The 22,413-nt window shown below is 34.9% G+C and carries 23 protein-coding genes and 1 other annotated feature; of the genes, 3 read left to right on the forward strand and 20 right to left on the reverse strand.

The window, feature by feature from the left end; translation table 11 throughout:
* Positions 1-22: 22 nt before the first annotated feature.
* The 4 genes from HMPREF0367_RS01185 to HMPREF0367_RS01200 form a co-directional block, all read right to left on the reverse strand.
* Positions 23-2,185: an ATP-dependent helicase gene (locus HMPREF0367_RS01185; RefSeq protein ID WP_035400355.1), complete on the reverse strand. Its 2,163-nt coding sequence runs from the start codon at positions 2,183-2,185 to the stop codon at positions 23-25.
* Between the two features lie 67 nt (positions 2,186-2,252).
* Positions 2,253-2,462: a helix-turn-helix domain-containing protein gene (locus HMPREF0367_RS01190; RefSeq protein WP_022356218.1), complete on the reverse strand. Its 210-nt coding sequence runs from the start codon at positions 2,460-2,462 to the stop codon at positions 2,253-2,255.
* 4 nt (positions 2,463-2,466) lie between these two features.
* Positions 2,467-2,961, reverse strand: coding sequence for a hypothetical protein (locus HMPREF0367_RS01195; RefSeq protein WP_035400358.1), 495 nt, complete (start codon positions 2,959-2,961; stop codon positions 2,467-2,469).
* 116 nt (positions 2,962-3,077) lie between these two features.
* Positions 3,078-4,253, reverse strand: coding sequence for a hypothetical protein (locus tag HMPREF0367_RS01200; RefSeq protein WP_035400360.1), 1,176 nt, complete (start codon positions 4,251-4,253; stop codon positions 3,078-3,080).
* A 70-nt stretch (positions 4,254-4,323) separates the two neighbouring features.
* Between HMPREF0367_RS01200 and HMPREF0367_RS01205 the strand changes: the two genes are divergently transcribed.
* Positions 4,324-5,196 (forward strand): class I SAM-dependent methyltransferase, encoded by an 873-nt coding sequence (locus HMPREF0367_RS01205; protein ID WP_035400447.1) that lies wholly within the window; start codon positions 4,324-4,326, stop codon positions 5,194-5,196.
* A 51-nt stretch (positions 5,197-5,247) separates the two neighbouring features.
* Here the strand turns inward: HMPREF0367_RS01205 and HMPREF0367_RS09950 are convergent, their stop codons facing one another.
* The 5 genes from HMPREF0367_RS09950 to HMPREF0367_RS01230 form a co-directional block, all read right to left on the reverse strand.
* Entirely contained in the window at positions 5,248-6,210 is a 963-nt protein-coding gene (locus HMPREF0367_RS09950; RefSeq protein ID WP_051335114.1) for a uridine kinase family protein, read from the reverse strand.
* A 51-nt stretch (positions 6,211-6,261) separates the two neighbouring features.
* Complete coding sequence (locus HMPREF0367_RS01215; protein WP_035400361.1) at positions 6,262-7,101, reverse strand: MetQ/NlpA family ABC transporter substrate-binding protein; 840 nt, start codon at positions 7,099-7,101, stop codon at positions 6,262-6,264.
* Between the two features lie 60 nt (positions 7,102-7,161).
* On the reverse strand, positions 7,162-7,842 hold the full coding sequence (locus HMPREF0367_RS01220; RefSeq protein WP_022356224.1) for a methionine ABC transporter permease: 681 nt from the start codon (positions 7,840-7,842) through the stop codon (positions 7,162-7,164).
* Positions 7,839-8,870, reverse strand: coding sequence for a methionine ABC transporter ATP-binding protein (locus HMPREF0367_RS01225; protein ID WP_035400451.1), 1,032 nt, complete (start codon positions 8,868-8,870; stop codon positions 7,839-7,841). Before HMPREF0367_RS01225 ends, HMPREF0367_RS01220 begins: the two co-directional genes overlap by 4 nt.
* A gap of 41 nt (positions 8,871-8,911) precedes the next feature.
* Positions 8,912-9,149, reverse strand: a binding site (T-box leader).
* A 72-nt stretch (positions 9,150-9,221) separates the two neighbouring features.
* A complete protein-coding gene (locus tag HMPREF0367_RS01230) occupies positions 9,222-9,947 on the reverse strand; it encodes an amidohydrolase family protein (protein WP_022356226.1) in 726 nt (241 codons plus the stop codon).
* A gap of 47 nt (positions 9,948-9,994) precedes the next feature.
* Between HMPREF0367_RS01230 and HMPREF0367_RS01235 the strand changes: the two genes are divergently transcribed.
* The gene (locus tag HMPREF0367_RS01235; RefSeq protein WP_015535320.1) at positions 9,995-10,657 is read left to right on the forward strand and encodes an alpha/beta hydrolase; all 663 of its coding nucleotides are present in this window, start codon (positions 9,995-9,997) and stop codon (positions 10,655-10,657) included.
* A gap of 19 nt (positions 10,658-10,676) precedes the next feature.
* On the opposite strand, the gene HMPREF0367_RS01240 is transcribed toward HMPREF0367_RS01235, so the two are convergent.
* The 8 genes from HMPREF0367_RS01240 to HMPREF0367_RS01275 form a co-directional block, all read right to left on the reverse strand.
* The gene (locus tag HMPREF0367_RS01240; RefSeq protein WP_035400363.1) at positions 10,677-12,122 is read right to left on the reverse strand and encodes a nicotinate phosphoribosyltransferase; all 1,446 of its coding nucleotides are present in this window, start codon (positions 12,120-12,122) and stop codon (positions 10,677-10,679) included.
* 4 nt (positions 12,123-12,126) lie between these two features.
* Positions 12,127-12,738, reverse strand: coding sequence for a cysteine hydrolase family protein (locus HMPREF0367_RS01245; protein ID WP_035400366.1), 612 nt, complete (start codon positions 12,736-12,738; stop codon positions 12,127-12,129).
* Positions 12,739-12,821: 83 nt separating this feature from the next.
* The gene (recA, locus tag HMPREF0367_RS01250) at positions 12,822-13,826 is read right to left on the reverse strand and encodes a recombinase RecA (RefSeq protein ID WP_015535321.1); all 1,005 of its coding nucleotides are present in this window, start codon (positions 13,824-13,826) and stop codon (positions 12,822-12,824) included.
* Between the two features lie 2 nt (positions 13,827-13,828).
* Positions 13,829-14,302: a CinA family protein gene (locus HMPREF0367_RS01255; RefSeq protein ID WP_035400369.1), complete on the reverse strand. Its 474-nt coding sequence runs from the start codon at positions 14,300-14,302 to the stop codon at positions 13,829-13,831.
* Positions 14,302-14,880: a CDP-diacylglycerol--glycerol-3-phosphate 3-phosphatidyltransferase gene (pgsA, locus tag HMPREF0367_RS01260; RefSeq protein ID WP_022356231.1), complete on the reverse strand. Its 579-nt coding sequence runs from the start codon at positions 14,878-14,880 to the stop codon at positions 14,302-14,304. The genes HMPREF0367_RS01255 and pgsA overlap by 1 nt, the downstream gene beginning before the upstream one ends.
* A 5-nt stretch (positions 14,881-14,885) precedes the next feature.
* On the reverse strand, positions 14,886-15,815 hold the full coding sequence (locus HMPREF0367_RS01265) for a helix-turn-helix domain-containing protein (protein ID WP_035400373.1): 930 nt from the start codon (positions 15,813-15,815) through the stop codon (positions 14,886-14,888).
* Positions 15,816-15,916: 101 nt separating this feature from the next.
* Positions 15,917-17,731: a glutamine--fructose-6-phosphate transaminase (isomerizing) gene (gene glmS, locus HMPREF0367_RS01270; protein ID WP_022356233.1), complete on the reverse strand. Its 1,815-nt coding sequence runs from the start codon at positions 17,729-17,731 to the stop codon at positions 15,917-15,919.
* A gap of 292 nt (positions 17,732-18,023) precedes the next feature.
* The gene (locus HMPREF0367_RS01275; protein ID WP_035400375.1) at positions 18,024-18,263 is read right to left on the reverse strand and encodes a hypothetical protein; all 240 of its coding nucleotides are present in this window, start codon (positions 18,261-18,263) and stop codon (positions 18,024-18,026) included.
* Positions 18,264-18,393: 130 nt separating this feature from the next.
* Between HMPREF0367_RS01275 and HMPREF0367_RS01280 the strand changes: the two genes are divergently transcribed.
* Complete coding sequence (locus HMPREF0367_RS01280; protein WP_206383605.1) at positions 18,394-18,723, forward strand: acylphosphatase; 330 nt, start codon at positions 18,394-18,396, stop codon at positions 18,721-18,723.
* Here HMPREF0367_RS01280 and HMPREF0367_RS01285 read toward each other — a convergent pair.
* The 3 genes from HMPREF0367_RS01285 to dnaG are packed head-to-tail and all read right to left on the reverse strand — an operon-like array spanning position 18,720 to position 22,403.
* Positions 18,720-19,373 carry a class I SAM-dependent methyltransferase gene (locus HMPREF0367_RS01285; protein WP_035400378.1) on the reverse strand — a complete coding sequence of 218 codons (654 nt, stop codon included), beginning with the start codon at positions 19,371-19,373 and terminating at the stop codon, positions 18,720-18,722. The genes HMPREF0367_RS01280 and HMPREF0367_RS01285 overlap by 4 nt on opposite strands.
* Positions 19,370-20,632, reverse strand: coding sequence for an RNA polymerase sigma factor RpoD (gene rpoD / locus HMPREF0367_RS01290; protein WP_035400456.1), 1,263 nt, complete (start codon positions 20,630-20,632; stop codon positions 19,370-19,372). Before rpoD ends, HMPREF0367_RS01285 begins: the two co-directional genes overlap by 4 nt.
* 4 nt (positions 20,633-20,636) lie before the next feature.
* Positions 20,637-22,403, reverse strand: a complete 1,767-nt coding sequence (dnaG, locus tag HMPREF0367_RS01295) for a DNA primase (RefSeq protein ID WP_035400381.1) — start codon at positions 22,401-22,403, stop codon at positions 20,637-20,639.
* Positions 22,404-22,413: the final 10 nt, after the last annotated feature.

The following is a 22,413-nucleotide window of genomic DNA, read 5'->3' on the forward strand; positions in this document are numbered from 1 at the left end:
AATCACCTGTTTAGATATTATATCATGCTTTTTTCAAAGACGGATGACTAGCATTCAATTTCTTTACTCCAAATTTATGGCTAAAAGCAACTGTTGCTACATTTCCTTCAATTTTCAATACAACACCCTGCCCATAAACACTATGATCGACCAAGTCTCCTTTACGAAATTTTTGATTCTTTTTCATAGTTTGTTTAGATGAACTCATAGAACTTTGCATCATATTGGATGTATATTCAACTTTTGGTTTTGGCTTATCATCATAAGTATACTCTTTGGGTATCTCCATTAAGAACCTCGATGAAATCTTATATGTATCCAACATGTATGAATAGCCTGTATTCCATGTAATGATCAAATTTCGTTTTGCACGAGTCATCGCAACATAACACAAGCGTCTTTCTTCTTCAAGTGACTTTCTTCCCCCTTCTTGAACGGACCTTGCACTTGGAAAGATTCCATCATTAAAATTCACAAGGAATACTGTATCAAATTCAAGTCCTTTAGCCGCATGAACTGTCATCAATGAAACAGAATTCAATGCCAAATCCGAAGTTTTATCGGTAAATAAAGACACATCCTGCAAATATGTTTCTAAAGTCATATCCGGATCTTCTTTTAAAGACTGGGCAATATCGGATTTAAGTTCCTTTAAGTTCTCAATTCGTTCTGTTTCATTTTCATCTTCTAACATTTTTAAATATCCAGTCTTATCCAATACATAATCCAAAAAATCTTCTAATGAATAATCTTTACGATGACTTCTTAAATCCAAAATAAGTGAAACAAAACCTTCACATTTTCTTTTAATTGCATTCGAAATATCTAAAGGATCTCTCATCTCTTCAAAAAGATTGATATGTCGACTTGCAGCTTCTTCGCGTAGCGCATCTATAGATTTTTGACCAATGCCTCGTCTAGGCTGATTAATGACACGCAAGATCGCAAGATCTAAAGAGAACTGTTCAGGATCATTTTCATCAGGATATGTACAAAGCTTTAAATACGCCAAAGCATCTTTAATTTCCTGTCTTTCATAAAAACGAATTCCACCATAAATAATATAAGGAATCCCCACTGTTCGAAATACACGTTCAAAAGATCTGGAACTATAGTTTGAGCGATATAGAATGGCTATATCTTTATAGTCTATTCCATTTTTATGTCGTTTCGATATTTCTCTTGCGACAAATAAAGGTTCATCCCCTTCTTCACTTGATGCATGCAGCAAGATCTTATCATCGCCTGGAATCTGTGTATATAAATCTTTTTTGATACGATCTTGATTATACGAAATAACTTTATTGCTGGCTTCAAGAATTGGTTTTGTAGAACGATAATTTTGATCCAAGATCACGGTTTCACAATTTTCAAAATCTTTATTAAAGCGAAGAATGATATCTACGCTTGCACCACGCCAAGTATAAATGGTTTGATCTGGATCTCCTACAACACATAAAAAAGCATGTTTTCCTGTAATCAAACGAATAATGCCATATTGAACAGGATCGACATCCTGAAATTCATCAACATGAATATAATCTAAACGATTTTGCCATTTTGTTCTTACATCCGCATTATGATTTAAAAGTTTATGTGCTTCGATCAATAGATCATCAAAATCCATAGCTTTCATTTCTAAGCGAGCATCTTCATAAAATTTATAGATATTGGCAATCTGCTCAGAATTATCCGTTTCAGCCATGGCTATAGCCATATCTGGATCGATATGTTCTGATTTATAACCAGAAATATATCCTAAAACTTTAGCCATCGAAAGTTGTTTTAAATCAATATCCATCTTTTTATAAATAGGACGTAATATTTGTTTTTGATCATCCGAATCCAAGATCGTAAAAGATCGAGGATATCCAATCTGATCAGCATCTTCTCGTAAGATCCTTACACAAAGAGCATGTATCGTAGAGATACGTACAACACTGGCCTCATCTTTTAATTGTGCATGAAGTCGCTCTTTCATTTCCTGTGTTGCCTTATTTGTAAAAGTAATCGCCAAAATTCGATTTGGCATGATACCCACTTCTTTTACCAAATACACGATTCTTGCCATTAAAACACGTGTTTTTCCACTGCCGGCACCGGCAATGATGCGAACATGCGTATCAATTGTACTGGCTGCTTTTCTTTGATTTATATTTAATGTATCTAATACTGATTCACCCATAATATCACCGTTGAATATTTTACCATATTATCACATGCAAAAAAATCCAGACATCGCTGGATTTAAATTATTCATCTTCTTTATATTCTAATATATCGCCTGGTTGACATTCTAAAACTTTACAGATCGCATCCAAAGTCGAAAAACGGATTGCCTTTACTTTTCCTGTCTTTAAATTCGATAAATTTACATTCGATATTCCCACTTTAGCACTTAATTCATTTAAAGAAATCTTACGGTCTGCCATTACTCGATCTAAACGCAAAATAATTGCCATATTATCACCTACAACATTTCATCTTCCAATTGAGTTTGATAATCAAATCTGCTTTCATTAAAACACTAAATATGATCAAAACCAAGCCAATAATGAAATAAAAGCCTTCGAAAATGATAACATCATTAATTCCCACCAAAATAAATGTCTGTAATTCAAAGTCTGGAAGTCTTGGAACAATGATAGCTGTAACGATATATAAGATACCTAAACCTGTAGAACATCTTAATAAAATCTTAGAGAATGGTTTTTGCGTACATAAGATAACAAGAACAACCAAAAATAAAATAACAAATGTAAGTTCAAGCACCACATCTTTCAAAAATAAAGAAACTGAATATTTCCATGTCATATATGAAAATTCACCAATCAAAAAAACAAAGCTTCTTATCGCAAATGGCAGCAGCAACAAAAGACAAACCAAAAATAATATGATCAAATTTCTTGAAAATCCCTTTTTTTCCTTTTTTGGCACGATCTTAAAATCATTTTTCTGCATAATATTTCCTCCCGATATGTGTACTTATATTATACAGAAGCAAATATGTTTTTCAATAATTATTTAATGTTTATCATTAATTAATTATTATTTAATGAAATAGGATAGCTTTTTAGCTATCCTAAATCTTGAAAACAACTCTCTTTGATGCATTGTTTTAAATAATTCTCATCTTTTTTATCGGCATATGTAATATGAAAATATAGAGCACGTTCATCCTGCATTAATTTTGCTTCTATTTTATAGATTCCATCCTCTTCTTTATCCAGTATTTGAATTGTCTTACCATGATATACAATTGGCTTGACTTCTTCCAGTTCATTTAGATATGAACAAATATGTGGTTCTTTTGAAGCCTGAATCAACCATGCCCAATGTGCATCATCTTCATAAGGAGACATCAAACAAAGTGCATTATTTACAGGATCAAAACTTCTTTCACTTGCTCCATCGGCTACTACTTTCGCATCCTGGAATAAATGATAGACTTCTTTTGTTTTATATTGAATGACTTCTTCCTCCATAGGTACCGCATCGTTTAAAAGTTTTTCCCTTTGTAACATATCACATAAATAGTTATATTCGTTAACTGGAAGAGGAATACTGTCATCTTGTTTATACGCTAATTCAATATAATCACAAATCGTATTCGCATGTTTTTGTGTCTGATCATTCATCATTGTATATCGACCAACACCTTCTTTAGAAAGAAGAACCAAAGCACAGTTTTTAAAGAATTGTGCATCACGATCAAAATTATTCCAGATATAGAAGTTATCCATCAAATCATGTAAATGCATCTCTCTAAATTCTTTCGTATCGATATCTCCAATACTGGTAAATATACGATCTTTCTTTTCAATAGGTAAGAAGAATGTTTCTTCATACAAATAATTCTGCGTTTTCAACAAATCATTTGTCAATAAAGCATTTCTTAAATACTCAAGCTCATCTTCATACACATGGTGAAGACGATGAAAATCTTCATCTTCACTAAATTCAAGATCGTCTACCAATTCATATTCTCCTGGCACTTCTTCTTGAATATCCTTACAAATATCTACGACAAAGGCGTGGAAACCAGCTCCTGCATGTCTTGTATTGGCATGAATGATCATATCCTCTCCATCTTCGGAAATAACGATCTTACCTTGTGGGCATACGATCATCTCAACCACATCACCACGATCTTCAATCTGAACCTGTTCTCTTTGCGCCAATAAGCCTAGAACTTGATATAATTCATTTTTTTCTTTTTCATTACGATCTTTACAAATCATAGAAACATACATGTAAAAGACCCCCTTTTCATTTGCGAAAATATTTTAACACAATTTTTCTATAATAATGTATAATACAGTCATGAATCAAATTAGTAAAGACTGGAAAGATTATGAAGTCATAGATACAGGAAATAAAGAAAAACTCGAAAGATGGAACAAGACAATTTTAAGAAGACCAGATCCTGTTTGTATCTGGCCTATTGAAGACGAATCAAAATGGAACAATGTTGATGCGATTTATCATCGTTCAAAATCCGGAGGAGGCCACTGGGAAACAAAACACCCAATCAAAGAATTTTGGACAATCGGTTATAAAGAATTGCGCTTTAAAATTAGTCCAACTGGTTTTAAACATACTGGATTATTCCCTGAACAAGCTGCGAACTGGGATTTTGTAATGAATAAAATTCGCAATTCAAAACGTGATGATATACGTGTTTTGAATCTATTTGCCTATACAGGCGGGGCTACGATCGCCTGTTCTAAAGCCGGAGCAAAAGAAGTTGTCCACGTCGATGCTGCTAAAGGTATGATTCAATGGGCTAAAGAAAACATGGAGCTAAATCATCTAGAAAATAACACAATTCGTTTCATCGTTGAAGACTGCTTAAAATTTGTCAAAAGAGAACAAAGACGACAAAGAACATATCATGGAATCATTATGGATCCACCTAGTTATGGTCGAGGACCTAAACAAGAATTATGGAAACTAGAAGATCAACTATATGAACTTGTTGATGAATGTCAAAAGATCCTTGATAAAGATGCCTTATTCTTCTTAGTAAACTGTTATACCACTGGTTTTAGTTGTAAAACATTAGAAGAAGTATTATCTCGTTCTTTATTGCCATCACATCCAGGAAACATTGAAACTGGAGAAAACCTTCTTCCTGTTACCTACAACAACAGTATTCTTCCTTGTGGAATCTTTGGAAGATGGACAAAAGACTAACTGATAAAAAAGACCTTTCACTCCCTTCATGATCGTGATTGGTCTTTTTTCTTAGATTATTACATCACATGTAGATTTTATATCATATTTTTTAAAATATGCATTTTCTTTAGGAATCCATTCCTTGATAAAACGTTCAAGTAAATTCTTTGAACGCTTTTCAAGTCTGTTTATTTGTTCTTCTGAATCTAGATCGATCCAAATCTTCCTGGTATCAAACTCTTTAAAATAGGGATGACAACTATAACTTCCTTCAATCACCATAATATCTCTATAAGGAACGTGAATTGGTTCTTCTAACTCTAATGTTTGACAGTTATATCTTTGATAGACAATGTTCTCTTGTTTAGACCATAGATCAAAAATTTCTTTTTTCACTCTTTCATAATCCACATTCCCGCCAATTTCTTCCAGGCGTTCTGGCACACGTTGAAATGGTTGGAGAAAATAATCATCCATATGAAAAATAGTTAATAAAAACAATTCATGAAGAATGTTTGAAAACGTTGTTTTTCCACTTGCACAGGGTCCTTCAATACAAATTAGAGTTCTTTCATTATTTTGAATTTGTCTATATACAAATTCTATCCCTTTAATATAATCTATATATTCTTTTTTAATGATGCGATAATGCGGATCGTAAGTATCAACATATACTTTTGAATGATGTAGATTATCAGAAGGCTGAAGATCATATTTCATTAATAAACTTTGATAAAGCTTAGTATCTGGATCTTGTTTTGAGCTATGCACAAACAATAGATTATATAATTCTTCCTTTTTTTTCATAGCACTACAGCTAACTCTAACATATCCATTCCCTATATTTTGTATTGATGGCTTAGAGTTATCCTGGACTACTTCCTGCTTCAATTGATCTAGACAATCTTTAACAGAAGTAATCATATGACCATTACCAAAACATGCTTGATATATTAATTTTGATATATCTTGACTGGTTGCCTGGGGATGTAGCTCTTTTTCTAAGTTGATTGCATCTATGATAGATTTCATTTAAACCCTCCAAAATAAAAAGGTCTTTCGACCTTTTTATTATACTATAAACTATTTAACTTCGAATACTGGAACAACTACGCCATTATAGTTTTCTTCGATGAAATCTACTGTTTTCTGTGTTTCTAATACAGATAATAGATCCTGAATTTTCTGAGAATCTTCATCACCTTTACGTACTGCGATAACATTTGCGTATTGATCTGCTGCTTCAGAATCAGTTGATTCAGTTACCAACAAATAATCTGTGATATCTGCATTTAAAGCGTTATTACCATTTGCGATTGCGAAATCAACTTCATTTAGTTTTGTAGGAACAACTTCAGCTGCAAGTTCAACGATTTCTACATTATATGGATTTTCAACGATATCAGCCTTTGTAGCTTCCAATCCTTTGCCTTCTGCCAAAGTAATAATTCCTTGTGCTTGTAAAAGCTGCAATGCTCTTGCCTCATTAGTTGTATCGTTTGGCACAGCAATTTGTGCTCCATCTGGTACATCACTTACATCTGTGTGTTTTGAAGAATAAATTCCTAGTGGTTCAAAGTGAATCTTTGCAGCGCTCACTAAATCATCTTCATTTTCACAATTGTTTGCTACCCAGTCTTCTAGATATGGTGTATGTTGGAAATAGTTACAATCAAGTTCACCTTCATACAATGCTTGATTTGGTTTTACATAATCAGAGAATTCAACCACTTCTACTGTATACCCTAATTCTTCAAGATCTGGAACGATGTTGTTGATGATTTCTGCATGTGGTGTAACACTTGCTCCAATTGTAATTGTTTTGTCTTCTGCTGCATCGTCTCCTGATCCTGATGAGCAGCCTGTTAATGGTGCTGCAACCAATGCACATGCTAATAATCCTTTTACAAATTTTGTATTCATTTTTCTTTTCCTCCTATTTAATATTTATTTCTTACTTATAATTATAATAAGTATCGAAACCTAATGTGTTGTTTTCCTTGCCAAGAAATTTCCAATTCCTTGAACCAAGATTGTTAATAAAACTAGAATGGCTAAGCTAACCCATAAAATGTCATAATTATATTGATTATATCCATAATTGATACAGAAAACACCTAAGCCACCACTACCTGTAACACCTAGAATTGCCGTCAAACCAATCATAGAAATTAATGTAATCGTAAACCCTCGAATAATGCTTGGAATACTTTCTCTTAGATACACTTTCCAAATAATTTCAAATGGGCCAAATCCCATAGATTGACTTGCTTCTACTAAACCTCTATCAATCTCCGATAAGGCCTGTTCCATTTGTCTAGCACAGAATGGAGCAGTTCCTATGATCAAAGGTATATACGCACCTTTTAAACCAATAGAAGTACCCATGATCAATTGAGATAAGGGTGTTAATATCATCGCTAAGATAATAAATGGAGCTGCACGGAATAAATCTACAATTTTTCCTAAAACTGTATAAACCGCTTTATTTTCCAAAATATCACCCGGTCGAGTAACAACTAAGATTGTTCCAAAAATCAAACCCAAGATCAGTGCTATAGAGCCACTGATCAAGATCATCAATAATGTTTCATAAATTGATTCTACAAATACATCAAAACGATCTACGACATTAGGCATGATCCGAATGATAAAATCCATCATTTCTTCATCACCTCCACAACAACATCATTATCTCTACACATCTGTAAAGCTTTCTTGATGTTTTCATGATCTCCTGTAAAGATCGTTATCAAAGTTCCAATTGGACTGTCTTTTACAACTTCGACATTTCCAAATATGATGGAACAGTCAACATTGAAATCTCTTGAAATCTTAGAAATCAAAGCTTCTGAAGTATTTCCACTTTGATATTGAAGCTTGATAATTTGTTGATTCTCATTGATTTGAACCAATGGATTGTTTGCCTCGATCAATTCATCGATCTTTCCTAAGTTATTCGTCGTATTGATAAAATTCTTTGTGACTGGCATCTGTGGATGTGCAAATACAGTAACAATGTCACCTTCCTCAACAACACGTCCATTTTCCATTACCGCAACACGATCACAAATTTCTTTGACTACAGCCATTTCATGTGTGATCATAACAACCGTTAGCTTTAATTCCTTATTGATCTTTTTGATCAATTGAAGAATGCTTTGTGTTGTGTGTGGATCTAGAGCACTTGTTGCTTCATCACATAACAAGACCTTAGGCTTTGTAGCTAAAGCTCTGGCAATCGCAACACGTTGTTTCTGCCCTCCTGATAATTGACTTGGATATGAGTCTTTTCTTTCTACTAAATCAATCAATTCAAGAAGTTCCATGACTCTTTTATCAATCTGTTCTTTATCCATTTTTAGATGTCTTAGTGGAAATGCTATATTTTCATAAACCGTTCTTGATTTCATCAAATTAAAATGCTGGAAGATCATTCCCATTTTTTGACGTTCTATACGAAGTTCTTTTTCTGTGATCTTTAATAAATCTTTACCATCAAAAATCACTTCGCCATGTTCCGGTTTTTCCAATAAATTGATGCATCGAACCAGTGTCGATTTTCCAGCTCCGGAAAAACCGATGATTCCATAAATCTGTCCTTCATCAATCTGTAAGCTTACATCTTTAACCGCATGTACATCACCATCTTTAGTATTGAATGTCTTGGTGATATGTTTAAGATTTATCAAGCAAACCATCCCTTTCTATAAATAAAAAAACTTTCATCCTGCTATAGGACGAAAGTTGAACTTACGTGTTACCACCTATTTTCACAAAACAATCACTTGTTTTGCCTCATCGAGTACCATCATACTCTATCGCTATAACGGGCGACCCCGTCATGACCTACACTCTCGATCATGCGACTCCAAGACCATGTTCCAATAAGCTGTTTTTATCCTCTTTCAGCATACAAGGACTCTCTTCTAAAAAACTTCTTAAAGTACTCTTCTTTTCTTCATCATTTTGTATTTATGGTAAGATTTTACCAACAAAAAAAATATATGTCAAACGTTTTCTGAAAATTTTTCATAAAATTTTCAACAAACAATCCAATTTGGATAAAAAGGAATTCCATTTTTGATCATCCTATGAATCAAAGGACGCCCCAATGTTTGATAATAATGTTCCATTGTGGGAACCTGTAATATTAAAATATCTGCTAGTTTACCCTTCTCCAAGCTTCCTCTATCACTTAAGCCAAATGTCTTAGCGGGTAAACTTGTCATAGATTCCAACAAAGTTCTTAAGTCCACTTTATACATATTAAATAGAATATATGCCAAATGTTGAAAACTATATACATATGAATTTGGCTTACCAAAACCACACGACACGATAAACTTTTGTGGTTTTAATTCATGAAAATCCTGCTCTCTTTCAATAATAGGATACTTACTTTCTTGTTTTCGAACAAAGACATCCTGCGTAAGTTCTTTTTTTTGAATTCTTTTTTTATCTGATAAAATTGTTAAGATTCCATTTGTTTTCATGGCATACAATGCTGAATTATTCTCTCGTAATTGATCCCCTAAACGCACCTTAGAAAACCCCTCAAAATTACAATCGATAAATGCTGGTATTACCGTTTCACCACAGGCATCTAAAACACGGGTTGCGCTGTCGATCCATTTTTTATAGTCATGCACACCTAGATCAATGATCTTATCATGATGACATGCGATAAATGCATGCTTATATACCGTAAAATCTTTATCACAGGTATATAAACTTTCAATATTTTTTATTATAAGTGTCGCTTTCATGATTTCCCCTTTTCTTCTATAATTATATCATAATGAGGTGGTAATACATGTTATTCTTTAAAAAGAAACAGAAAGTAATCATAACGATCCATGGCTTTGGAAAAAATGTCCAACATGAATTTGATCCTTTGGCAAAACACATCGACAAGAAAAAGTATCAAATCATTCAATTTGATATGTATGACCCCTATGATCCTCACGACGATAATTACGAAACATGGATCAAAAAAGCAGAAGAAAAAATTCATGAATATAAAGACCAGGAAATTATCCTTCTTGGCTTTTCCATGGGAGGCGTCATTGCCAGTTATCTAGCAAGCATCTATCATGTAAGATCCTTGATCCTTGTTGCACCTGCTTTTCAATATCTTGATTTAGCCAATATCACAAACCATGGCATCAAGATAGTTAAGAATCTAGCTAAAAAGAGTGTCAGTGTTCCATCTGCATCACAAACCAAAGCCTTTCAAACGATCATAAATCAATACAAAGAATCTATTTATCATATCGACTGTCCCGTTACAATTTTTCATGGAACAAAAGATGAAGTGATTCCGGTTGAAAGCTCAAAAAATATTTATTCAAATATTCCCGGTAAAAAACGTTTGATCTATATTGAAGGTGGCAAGCATAGAATGCTGTATGACGGAATCATGGAAGAATGTATTTTTACTTTAATTGATGATGCTTTAGAAGATAAGCTAATTTAAAAAGAGCCATCGGCTCTTTTTACTTATATTCATTTAACATTTCTAATTTCAATGTTAATAGTTTTTCTGTTAGATCTACATAATACTCCTGAGGATATTCAAAACGTTTGATTTCCTCCCAAATATACTCTAACTGTTCTGCACAATAAGCACGAATCTCATCAAGAGTAGGTTCTTCATACACTTGTTCACCTCTAATAAAGATTGGAACTAATAATTCTTTTAAGATATAAGATCCTGCTGGAATAACTTTATATTTCCATCGAGACATAGGGTGGTAAATCGTAAGATCTTTTGATTCATCCAACTCCTCATCCCATAAAGCCATTAAATCAGCTTGTGCCATATTTGTTTCTTTATCAATGATGCGATACAACTTCTTAAGTCCTGGATTTGTAACTTTTTCAACGTTATCGCTGATCTTGATCTTAGGAATGATCTTACCATCTTTTTCGATCGCAACTAATTTATAAACACCACCAAAAACAGGTGAATTTTTTGAACAGATTAAGTTTTCTCCTACACCAAAAGAATCGATTTTAGCACCCTGCTGGTGAATCAAAGAAGTAATGACATATTCATCTAAAGAGTTGCTGACAACGATTTGACAATCCTCAAGTCCTGCTGCATCTAATTCTTTACGTACCTTTTTTGAAAGATAAGCCATATCTCCAGAGTCAATACGAACACCTTTTAAACGATAACCATTTGGCTCTAGATAATCTTTGGCAACTTTGATTGCATTTTTGATACCTGATTTTAATGTACTGTATGTATCAATCAACAAGGTACAACTTTCCGGATAAGTTTTCGCATAATATAAGAAAGCATCATATTCACTATCAAAGCTCTGAATAAAAGAATGTGCCATGGTTCCCAATACAGGAAGACCATATTCTTTTCCGGCATATGTCGTTGCACTTCCAGCACAACCTACGATATATGCTGCTCTAGCTCCATAAATTGCCGCATCAAAGTTATGTGCTCTTCTTGCCCCAAATTCCATAACAGCTCTTCCATCACTGGCCTGTACGATACGACGCGCCTTGGTCGCAATCAAAGTTTGATGATTTAATGCCAGTAATAAAGCCGTTTCTACAAGCTGTGCTTCAATGATCGGTGCTTTTACGCGCACCAATGGTTCATAAGGGAAAACCGGAGTCCCTTCTGGAATCGCATAAATATCTCCTGTAAAACGAACAGTCGATAAATATTCTAAAAATTCATCTGTGAACTGGTTCAAGGAACGCAAATATTCAATTTCTTCTTTTTCAAAATGCAAATTTTTTACATATTCAATAACTTGCTCTAACCCTGCAAAGATACACAAGCCTCCATCTTCTGGGTTATGTCTATAAAATAAATCAAACACAACTTCACGATTTTTATCTAAATTAAAATAACACTGACTCATGGTCAGTTCATAAAAATCCATTACAAGTGATAAATTTCTAGTTTCCTTCATAATTTCATCCTCTAATTTCTGAGACGACCAGAATTCCATTTGTCGCCATATTTTTTAAGCTTACATCATTCCAAAAATAAGCATCATGTATATCTTCGACATGATATGTTTCAACTAGATTAGCTGGAACAATGACTCTTTGTTCACAATGATTATGCTCATTCAAATAACTTTGCAAAGAGAGCGCAAACTGTAAAATGCAAAGATCCGTGCAACAGCCTACAATAATCAAATCTTTATAACGAGAACACTCATCCTGCAAGAATTCCTGAAATTCAGGAGCTACAAATGTGTTCGTACTATTTTTGTGAATGATCCTTTTGATGTGATCTTTTAATTCATCAATTACTTCAGCTTCTTTTGTTCCAATCATACAATGTTGTGGATACGATAAAAATTCTCTTGTCTTTGGAGGATGGGTATCGCATACAAATACATTGCGACATTCTAATTGATCCATTAATTTCTTTTGACCTTCTGCAATAGACATAATTGCAGGATCAGCCAAAGCTCCCTCTTTAACAAAGCCGTTGACCATATCAACAACAAAAACGACCGGGTCTTTTAATTCATCTACATTCATTGGTTTATATAGGTTATTTTTTAATCTTGCCATAAAAATTCCTCATTTTTTTTATTATATCATGCAATAAAGAAATAAAAAAAGAGAAAACCTTGATGATTTTCTCGCGTATTAGCTTATTCTTCTTTCTCACTGTTTTGATAAGCTTTTAATTTTTCTTCCAGCATGCTCATAAAATCTGGATTGTTCTTGATGTATTGTTTAGCTGCTTCTTTCCCTTGTCCAATCTTTTCACCTTCATAGCTAAACCACGCACCAGCTTTTTTGATGATATTGGCATCAACGCAAAGATCGATCAATTCAGAAACATATGAGATTCCCTCTCCATACATAATTTCCAAAACCGCGCTCTTGAATGGAGGAGCCACCTTATTTTTGACAACTTTTACTTTCACTTTATTTCCGACAATATCGGTTCCATTCTTGATCGCATCGGCTTTACGTATATCAATACGTACCGAAGAATAGAATTTTAAGGCACGTCCGCCTGGTGTTGTTTCCGGATTACCATATACAACGCCAACTTTTTCACGAAGCTGGTTGATGAAGATTGCCGTACATTCATTATGATTCATCAAGCCGGCAAGCTTACGCATAGCTTTGGACATCATACGAGCCTGGCTTCCAACTTGAAGATCTCCCATTTCTCCATCCAATTCTGCTTGAGGAACCAATGCTGCAACACTATCCACGACAACTAGATCTACAGCACCACTGTCAATTAACATCAACATGATGTTAAGTCCCTGCTCACCTGAATCGGGTTGCGATAAGATCAATTCATCAATATCTACACCCAGATTACGTGCATACACAGGGTCGATAGCATTTTCTGCATCGATAAAAGCTGCACGTCCACCTTTCTTTTGAACTTGTGCGATCGCATGAAGAGCCAGAGTTGTCTTACCACTGGATTCAGGACCAAAAATTTCAATGATCCTTCCTTTAGGGTATCCACCAATTCCTAAAGCCTGGTCTAATAAAAGACTTCCAGAAGGAATCGGTTCTACATCCACTGCAGCTCGATCTCCAAGCTTCATAATAGAACCTTTACCATATTCACGTTCAATTTCTGTTAAGACATCTTCTAATAATTTATCTTTTGATTCTGCTTTTGCCATAATTACTCCTTCATTATGATTTCTGCAAGATTGTTGATCATATCTTGGACAACCTGCATTCTTAATTCATTTCGTTCTAAACCTTGATATTGGAAATGATAAACTTTTACTGCATCTTTTGATGCGATAGCACAAAAAACACAACCTGCCGGTTTATCTTCCATTGTATCTGGACCTGCATTTCCTGTAAAAGAAACACAATAGTCACTCTGTGTGATCTCTCTAGTATTTTGTGCCATTTGTTTTGCACATTCTCCAGAAACAACACCAAATGTATCAATCAAATCTTTCTCTACATGTGCCATCACTTGTTTCATTTCTGTAAAATACGTTACAAAGCCACCTTTTAATACAGCACTAGCTCCCGGTATAGAAGCAAGCGTACTGGTAAAAAGGCCTGCCGTCAAACTTTCACAGCTGGAAACTGTTACATGTTTGTCTTTACAAAGTTCGATAAGATCTTTAGCTGTTTGCATTACATAGACTCCAAAATATACTTCTTTAATTTCATAAAATAAATATATCCACTATATAAAGAAGCTAAAGTTGCAGCCCACAATAGAATCTGGTCTACAGGTAATCCGAGATATGAGAAAGGCCAGTTCTTCAACAACAAGAATACGATTGCAACCATCTGCAACACTGTTTTAAGCTTTCCATAGAATCCTGCACTTACAACTTTTCCCTGACTAGCGGCTGTCATTCGAAGTCCATCCACAAACAAATCACGTGCAATCATCAATAGAACCGCTATAATATTCGCTTGATGTGTGTAAGCCAACATGATCAAAACAGTATTTACTAACAATTTATCCGCAATAGGATCTACAAACTTTCCAAATGAAGTAATCAAATGGTATTTTCGTGCAATCATCCCATCCAGCATATCTGTTATAGATGCTGTCGCAAAAATAATAAAAACTAGAACATCACGAAAGGCTAATCCACTTGTTTCATCCATCACCCAAAAATTATCACCTATACAAAGATATACGATTACTACGAGCGGTACTAAGGCTATCCTTACCATCGTAAGCTTATTTGGCAAATTCATTCTCGTCACTCTCCTGTTTGTTCATTTGCTTTGATAATTATATCTAGATATGCGGGTTCTCCCGGATACCAGTAGTTTTCATCAAAGGCAAGATTATTGCCATTGACAGAAAACTGATTACCTGAATAAGAACCTATTTCAATTTCCAATGTACATTCTTTATCCACGGTGATTTCTTTCTTGAAAGTATCACTATAAATCGTACTTGTATCCCCTGTGATTACTTCGCCATCGTTATAAATAACAACTGTACTGTCCAAAGGTAGGGTAATTTCTAATTCCAGTGGTGTCGAATTTTCCAAAACATTTGTTATCGTATATGTATTTGTACTTGTATTTTCTATTACGATATCTTCTTTTTGTGCCTCCTGTTGTCTTTGTTGGGCTAATCTTTCTGTCTCCGCTTCTTTTTCAGCTAATTCAGCTTTACGATTTGCTTCTTCCTGCAAAGCCTGCTGCGAAGAATAATAGTCTAATCCAAGATTTACCACAAACAACAAACCAAAAATTAAAACACCTGCGATAATTCCTACTCGGATCAAACGTTTTCGCGACCATTTCAAATTTCGTGACAAACGAGTAATCCTTTTTTGAAAATTGCTCTGTTTACTTCTCTTTATCTTTCTTCCCTGCCCTGAAGGCATAGAAGCTACCATACGTTTTTGAGCCTGCGTTAAAGCCATGTTCCGTTGATGTGCATATGCATTGATATTAGCATCAACTTCAGCTTGAACAGCTTGCCAGTTAACTCCGATCGCATCACAATATGCTCGGACAAAATAACGAACAAAGGAGAAATCATCCGAAAAAACTTCCAGGTTATTCATTTCAATTGCCTGAATGTACTCAGGAGCCAAACGAGTTTGCGAACTCACATCCTGGATGGAAAGTTTAAGGTCTAGTCTGCGTTGTCTTAAGATTTGATAATAAGTCACCTAAAAACTCCCCCTTTGCCCGTACATTATAACAAGAAATCTTCTATTTTTAAAATCAATATTCACAAAAAAACACGTAGCATAAAAACTACGTGTATGATTTATTCGACTGTTACAGATTTAGCTAAATTTCTAGGCTTATCAACATCACATTCATTCTGTAAAGCTGCATAATAAGCAATTAACTGTAACACGATCGTAACAGGTATCAAAGACAAATAAGGATGAATATTATCGATCTTAAATACATGGTCATAATCAGAAGATACTTTTTGCATGGAAGTGATCAAGATCACATGCGCTCCACGAGCCATCGTTTCTTCAATATTGGAAAGCGTTTTTTCGGCCACATTTTCCTGCATTGCTAACGCGATAACTACGCTGCCTTTTTCAATTAAGGCAATAGGTCCATGTTTTAATTCTCCAGCATAGTAGGCATCTGCATGTATATAGGATATTTCTTTTAATTTAAGGGCTCCTTCCAAAACACTCACATAATCCAACTGTCTACCTATGAAATATGCATCTTTTTTATTTTTTAACAAACTTGAAAAATCTTTGATCAATTCTTTTTGTGAAAGAATCTTTTCGACATGCATATCCATGTTCTGTAGATCTTGCAACAAAGAATCAACATCCAAGATAGAACAATTCATTTTTTGAGCCAATTGGATCATCAATACACATAACAAAACAAGCTGTGTCGTATAAGCCTTGGTGCTTGCAACTGCAATTTCGGGTCCTGCACATGTATAAAGTGTAACATCAGCCAATCTTGAAATCGTAGATCCAAGCACATTTGTGATCGCAATAGATTTAGAGCCTTTCTCTTTAGCCATCTTTAAAGCAGCCAAAGTATCTGCTGTTTCCCCTGATTGACTTACTAAGATACATAATGATTTTTTGTCCAGTTTAGGATCACCATAGCGAAACTCACTGGCTGGCATGCAAAAAGATGGAATATTCAGCCATTTGTCAAATAAGTATTGAGCATACAAACAAGCATGATACGCTGTTCCGCAGCCAATAAAATAAACACGATTAAAATCTTCAAAATGCCAATCCATCTTGTCAAGTTCATCGATCTTGATCTGTGTATGATCCATGTACATTCTCAGTGTTTCATGTATTACATAAGGTTGTTCATGGATTTCCTTTTCCATAAATGTATCATAGCCACCTTTTTGGGCCGCCGCTATATCATAAGGAACATGTTGTTTTTTTAGCTCAACCAAAGTTCCATCAAAATCCATGATTTCAATAGAACCTGGTTTTAAAACAGCCAGCTGATCATCACCTAATACGATCACATCTTTTGTGTATTCCAGAATGGCAGGAATATCACTGGCACAAAAACTTGCCTGATCATTCTGTCCTAAGATCATTGGACTTTCTTTTTTGGCAACGATGACCTGATCTGGATGATCAAGTGATACTACACATAAGGCAAAACTACCTTGAAGATATTTTAAGGCATGCCTGGTTGCTTCTAGCAAATCCCCTTCATAATAATAATCAATCAAATGCACGATACATTCGCTGTCTGTCTGTGAAACAAAGGGATAGCCTACTTCTTTTAAATAATTACGAATTGCCTGATGATTTTCGATGATCCCATTATGAACGATTGAGATCGTATTAGAACGATTGGTATGAGGATGCGAATTCAGTTGACTGGGAATTCCATGCGTTGCCCAGCGCGTATGTCCGATCCCTGTACTTTGATGATGCTCTTGATGTTTGAGCTCCTCTTTAAGATCACTTAAACGACCTTTAACTTTATACGTATTAAGGCCTTGACTATCCACCAAGGTAACACCCGCAGAGTCATATCCTCTATACTCTAGTTTTTCAAGACCCTGCAACAAAAATGGCAAAGCACTCGTTTGCCCAGTAAAAGCTGTGATTCCACACATAATAAAAAAACCTCCATTTACTTTTATTCATGGAGGATACCTATATGAATTTGTTCAACCTTCACAGATTGTTTTTGTCATACTTTTAAGGTCGTATCAAACCTCCAGATCACCCGCCGAATCTTTCGATAAATCTGGTCCTCGTCAACTGCAAGCAGTCCTGGCGCTATTCTCTTCGATTTTCTCCATGATGTTTTTATTATACAGAAATCTTTAAAAAAATAAAGGGTATTTGATCTAATTTCTTTATAACAATTCGAAAAGAAAACTGGTATTTCTACCAGTTGTATTTCTATCGTAATACTTTTTCTTTAAGTTTTTCCACTTCTTTTTTTCCATCTCTAATTAAATTGTCTTTGGCAGCTTCAGCCTTATCTTGAAACTTTTCAAGATTGTATTCGGCCTCTTCTTTTGCGAGTTCTGCCTTCAATTTCATTTCGTCCTTGGTCGTAAGTGAATCTTGTTTTAATGTCTCCAGTTTATCAATGATTGTCTGATTACATGTCTCAAGATCTTTTTTTAAATTATTCATGTTTTCTCCTTTAGAACATTTGTTCTATATTCTTATTATACCTGTATCTTTAAATAATAGCTTGTGATATGCCCAGAATATATTGAATAGTAAAGAAAAATGAATTAATATGCAGATAAGGAGCAATATCATGAATTTTTTTAGAAAAAAGAAAAAAGAACCTCAACCTGTCATAATGACAGATAACAGCATTATACGAAGACACTATCGCTTTACCGGTATCGTTCAAGGTGTTGGTTTTCGTGTGGAGGTATGGAAACGCGCAGTAGATTTAGGTTTAAGAGGATGGGTAAAAAACAACTATGATGGAAGTGTCGAATGCGAATTGCAGGGATCACAAGAAAAAATGGATCACTTGGTTGCATCTATGAAGAAGATACCAAGGATCCATATTGAAAGCATCTCAGTCCACCAGATTCCCTTAAAACAGGAGAGTGGTTTTGAAATGATGGGTTATTAATTTTTAGATAAAGATTGGATGGCTTTTAATCTTTGTAAAGTTAAATCACTTTTATCTTCCGGCATTTGTTGATAGATCATAGACCATTTCTTTTGTTCTTTTTCCATAAAATCATAGAACACTTGATCTTTTTGCATATTTTTACCATAAAATATTTCTGTCTGATTCAAACTTTGAGTAGATTTTAGATCATGAGAAACTTTCATGAGCGGATAATAATGATTTCCATCGTGGATCATCCGCTCTTTTTCTATGCGCAGATGATGATCCATACAATATTTTCGCAAAGAATCTTCATCTTTATGCGGCATCAAAAGAAAAGTTCGATTTGTACAATCCCCATTATCAAGGATCATTTCAATGGTCTTACTCCCCATGCCCGCAATTACCACAAAATCAACTTCTGAAGAAAGTCCGGAAATTCCATCCATCAAGACACATTCAATCTTATCCTGCAAGCCAAGCTCTTCAATTGTTTTTTTCGCATTGTTCAATGGTCCTTGAGCAATATCACATGCATAAGCCTTTAAAACCTTCTTTTGGCGAATTGCTTCAATGGCCACATAAGCATGATCGCATCCAATATCAGCTAGAATCGTCCCATCGATCCAATCAACGATTGCCTGTAATCGTTTTGATACAGATATCATGATTTAACAAAGTCTTTTAATCGTTTAGAACGATTTGGGTGTTTTAATTTACGTAATGCCTTTGCCTCAATCTGACGAATTCGTTCGCGTGTAACATTGAACTCTTTACCAACTTCTTCAAGTGTACGTGTTCTTCCATCCATCAAACCAAAACGTAACCGCAATACTTTTTCTTCACGTTCTGTAAGACCTTGTAATACGTTATTGATTTCGTCTTTTAAAAGCTGGTTATTGGTATAATCGTCTGGAGACAAAGTTTCCTTATCTTCGATGAAATCACCCAGATGAGAATCATCTTCTTCGCCAATCGGTGTTTCAAGGCTCACTGGATCTAGAGCAATCTTCTGGATCTCACGCACTTTATCCGCTGTGATATTTTCCATTTTTTCCGCAATTTCTTCCGGTAATGGATCTCTTCCTAGATCCTGTACCAATTGACGTTGAATTCTTGTAAGCTTATTGATCGTTTCTACCATATGCACTGGAATACGAATTGTTCTTGCCTGATCGGCGATTGCACGCGTGATAGACTGACGAATCCACCAAGTTGCATATGTAGAGAATTTAAAACCTTTTGTATAATCAAATTTTTCAACCGCTTTGATCAAACCACAGTTTCCTTCCTGAATCAAATCTAGGAACAACATACCACGTCCAACATATTTTTTGGCAATGGAAACAACAAGTCTTAAGTTACTTGAGATCAACACTTGTTTTGCCTCTTCTCCATCGGCAACAACACTGGCAAGTTTTTTTCTTTCTTCTATATCAAGATCTGGTTCTTCCAACTTTTTCTTTGCGGCTTCTCCATCTTGAATTCTCTTGGCAATGATTGGCTCTTCTTTTGGATCCAACAATGGAATTTGTCCAATTTCTTTTAAATACATCTTTACTGGATCATTGATCTTAGTATGCGATGCATTGGCAAATGTCTGCTCTAACTGAGAAATTTCATCTTCGATGGAATTTTCATCGACTGCATCATCAATTCTAGAATCTAGATCTTCATCCACATCATCAATGACTTCTTCTTCCATATCAAACTCGTGTTGATCCATGAAAGAGATCTCATTTTCATCACACCAGTCAAACAACTTATCCATGTCATCATCTGATAAATCTAACTGGGAAATAGACTCTATAAACTGATTTTGTGATACTTCAACATCAGCATCGCGGCACGCAAGAATATATTCTTTGGCATCTTCTAAAGTGGCGAACTTTTTGTTTTTTAAAGCATCAGTTAAGGAATTTGTCATAACATCAACCATCCTTTCTTCTAAGTGCATTTTTTTGCACGATAAGTTCATTTTTCTTAGAAGCTAATTTCAGCTTTTCCATAGCCGAAGGCATGCTCTCTATTTTTTGATTGATTAAGTCAATCTGCTCTTTAAGCGTACATTCCTTGATCTTGATAAGACAATCTTGGAAGTATTCTTCATCATATTTTCCGGGTAGAGAGCTATTTCCTATCAAACTGATAAAAAAGTTTCTAACTTCTTCTTCATCGATCGAAGCTATCAGACCATCCATATCCAGACGATCTTTACTTCGATACATATCGTAACAGTAAAGCGACAATTTTGAGCATAGATCATCTTTAAAGAAACCTATCTCATCTTTAAATCGCATTGCTGCTTCTTTTGACAATAACATCATGGCAAGGCATGATTGCTCTGCTTTCAATCTTCCCTGCAAAGGCGCTTCTAAATACGTATATGATCTAGGCGCACTTGTATGTTTTCGCTCCGACGGCTTTTGATCGTGCGTTAAAGCACTAAAATCAAATCCTGTCTGCGTTTTTATGCGTGAAAGATATGTTGCGCTTTCGACTTCATCACAAGTTTTCTTGATCGCATCATAAATCTCTTCAGCATACTTTTTCTTATCTTCATAGTTATCCAGGTTGTACTTTGTCAACAGATAACCAAACAAAAATTCTACATATGAAACAGTCTTGGAAATCAATGCTTCCAGACCATCTTTCCCTTGTTCTTCAAATATTTCATCCGGGTCTTTCTTTGTACGGTTGTTTACGATTACAAAGTGAAGTCCATGTTCACAAGCCATCTTGGAGAATTTATACGTAGCATCCATACCTGCTCTATCCCCATCATAACAAACCACGATACCAACTTGTAATCGTTTCAATAAATTGATCTGATTTGTCGTACAGGCTGTTCCCAGACAAGCAACACCTTCATGGATATCGGCTTTTTCCAAGGCAATGACATCCATGGCTCCCTCAACCAGGATACAACGATGTTTTTTACGAGCAAAATCTTTCGCTCGATGATAGTTGAATACAAGATTTGATTTTTCATAAATCTTTGTTTGTGAAGTATTGATATATTTAGGAGCCCCCTCTTTATTTGTAATGATACGCGCTGTAAATCCAACTGGATTTCCATTTTCATCATGAATCGGTATCATCAAACGATCAAAGAAGGTTGAAGTGTATCCATCATTTCCTTCACGAATCAAACCTGTATCCAACAAAATTTCATCACTGTATTTTTTAGCTTTTAAATAATGGTAGGACTTTTCCTGTGCTGGAGCATACCCGATTTGGAATCGCTTAATGATATCTTCGTTGATATTTCGTCTATGACAATATTCAAGGCATGCCATACCAGTAGCAGCATTCAACTCATATTGAGTATAAGCGATATAATCATTCATAACATCATAATAAGGTTGATTTACATTTGGCTTTGCTTCAAATCCATTCGTACTGATTTTTAATGGATACCCTATCATCTGCGCTACCTTGGCAACAGCTTCCGGAAAAGAAATTTCTTCTATCTTTTGTACAAAAGTAAATACATTTCCTCCTGTTCCACATACAAAACACTTAAAGATCTGTTTATCTGTAGAAATAGATAAACTTGGATCGTGATCATCGTGAAACGGACAGATTGCTCTGTAATTCTTTCCTTTTTTTTCCAATGTTAGATAATTAGACATGATATCAACGATATCCGCCTGTTGGCGTATCGCTCGCATATCCTCTTCTTTTATCCAGCTCAAATCATACCAC

The organism is Faecalitalea cylindroides ATCC 27803 (genome assembly GCF_000469305.1).
GTDB classification, from domain to species: Bacteria; Bacillota_I; Bacilli_A; order Erysipelotrichales; family Erysipelotrichaceae; genus Faecalitalea; species Faecalitalea cylindroides.

What these genes read in the sequence shown, in the direction of transcription:
- HMPREF0367_RS01200 (WP_035400360.1), bottom strand. Translation starts at nt 4,253, where the DNA reads ATGTATGTTTCTATGATTTGTAAAGATCGTAATGAAAAAGAAAAAAAT.
- HMPREF0367_RS01215 (WP_035400361.1), bottom strand. Translation starts at nt 7,101, where the DNA reads ATGAATACAAAATTTGTAAAAGGATTATTAGCATGTGCATTGGTTGCA.
- HMPREF0367_RS01240 (WP_035400363.1), bottom strand. Translation starts at nt 12,122, where the DNA reads ATGAAGGAAACTAGAAATTTATCACTTGTAATGGATTTTTATGAACTG.
- HMPREF0367_RS01280 (WP_206383605.1), top strand. Translation starts at nt 18,394, where the DNA reads ATGAATTTTTTTAGAAAAAAGAAAAAAGAACCTCAACCTGTCATAATG.
- HMPREF0367_RS01255 (WP_035400369.1), bottom strand. Translation starts at nt 14,302, where the DNA reads ATGCAAACAGCTAAAGATCTTATCGAACTTTGTAAAGACAAACATGTA.
- HMPREF0367_RS01230 (WP_022356226.1), bottom strand. Translation starts at nt 9,947, where the DNA reads ATGAAAGCGACACTTATAATAAAAAATATTGAAAGTTTATATACCTGT.
- HMPREF0367_RS01205 (WP_035400447.1), top strand. Translation starts at nt 4,324, where the DNA reads ATGAATCAAATTAGTAAAGACTGGAAAGATTATGAAGTCATAGATACA.
- HMPREF0367_RS01275 (WP_035400375.1), bottom strand. Translation starts at nt 18,263, where the DNA reads ATGAATAATTTAAAAAAAGATCTTGAGACATGTAATCAGACAATCATT.
- HMPREF0367_RS01245 (WP_035400366.1), bottom strand. Translation starts at nt 12,738, where the DNA reads ATGGCAAGATTAAAAAATAACCTATATAAACCAATGAATGTAGATGAA.
- HMPREF0367_RS01185 (WP_035400355.1), bottom strand. Translation starts at nt 2,185, where the DNA reads ATGGGTGAATCAGTATTAGATACATTAAATATAAATCAAAGAAAAGCA.
- glmS (WP_022356233.1), bottom strand. Translation starts at nt 17,731, where the DNA reads ATGTGTGGAATCACAGCTTTTACTGGGCAAACGAGTGCTTTGCCATTT.
- pgsA (WP_022356231.1), bottom strand. Translation starts at nt 14,880, where the DNA reads ATGAATTTGCCAAATAAGCTTACGATGGTAAGGATAGCCTTAGTACCG.
- HMPREF0367_RS01285 (WP_035400378.1), bottom strand. Translation starts at nt 19,373, where the DNA reads ATGATATCTGTATCAAAACGATTACAGGCAATCGTTGATTGGATCGAT.
- HMPREF0367_RS01190 (WP_022356218.1), bottom strand. Translation starts at nt 2,462, where the DNA reads ATGGCAATTATTTTGCGTTTAGATCGAGTAATGGCAGACCGTAAGATT.
- recA (WP_015535321.1), bottom strand. Translation starts at nt 13,826, where the DNA reads ATGGCAAAAGCAGAATCAAAAGATAAATTATTAGAAGATGTCTTAACA.
- HMPREF0367_RS01195 (WP_035400358.1), bottom strand. Translation starts at nt 2,961, where the DNA reads ATGCAGAAAAATGATTTTAAGATCGTGCCAAAAAAGGAAAAAAAGGGA.
- HMPREF0367_RS01220 (WP_022356224.1), bottom strand. Translation starts at nt 7,842, where the DNA reads ATGATGGATTTTATCATTCGGATCATGCCTAATGTCGTAGATCGTTTT.
- HMPREF0367_RS09950 (WP_051335114.1), bottom strand. Translation starts at nt 6,210, where the DNA reads ATGAAATCTATCATAGATGCAATCAACTTAGAAAAAGAGCTACATCCC.
- HMPREF0367_RS01235 (WP_015535320.1), top strand. Translation starts at nt 9,995, where the DNA reads ATGTTATTCTTTAAAAAGAAACAGAAAGTAATCATAACGATCCATGGC.
- rpoD (WP_035400456.1), bottom strand. Translation starts at nt 20,632, where the DNA reads ATGACAAATTCCTTAACTGATGCTTTAAAAAACAAAAAGTTCGCCACT.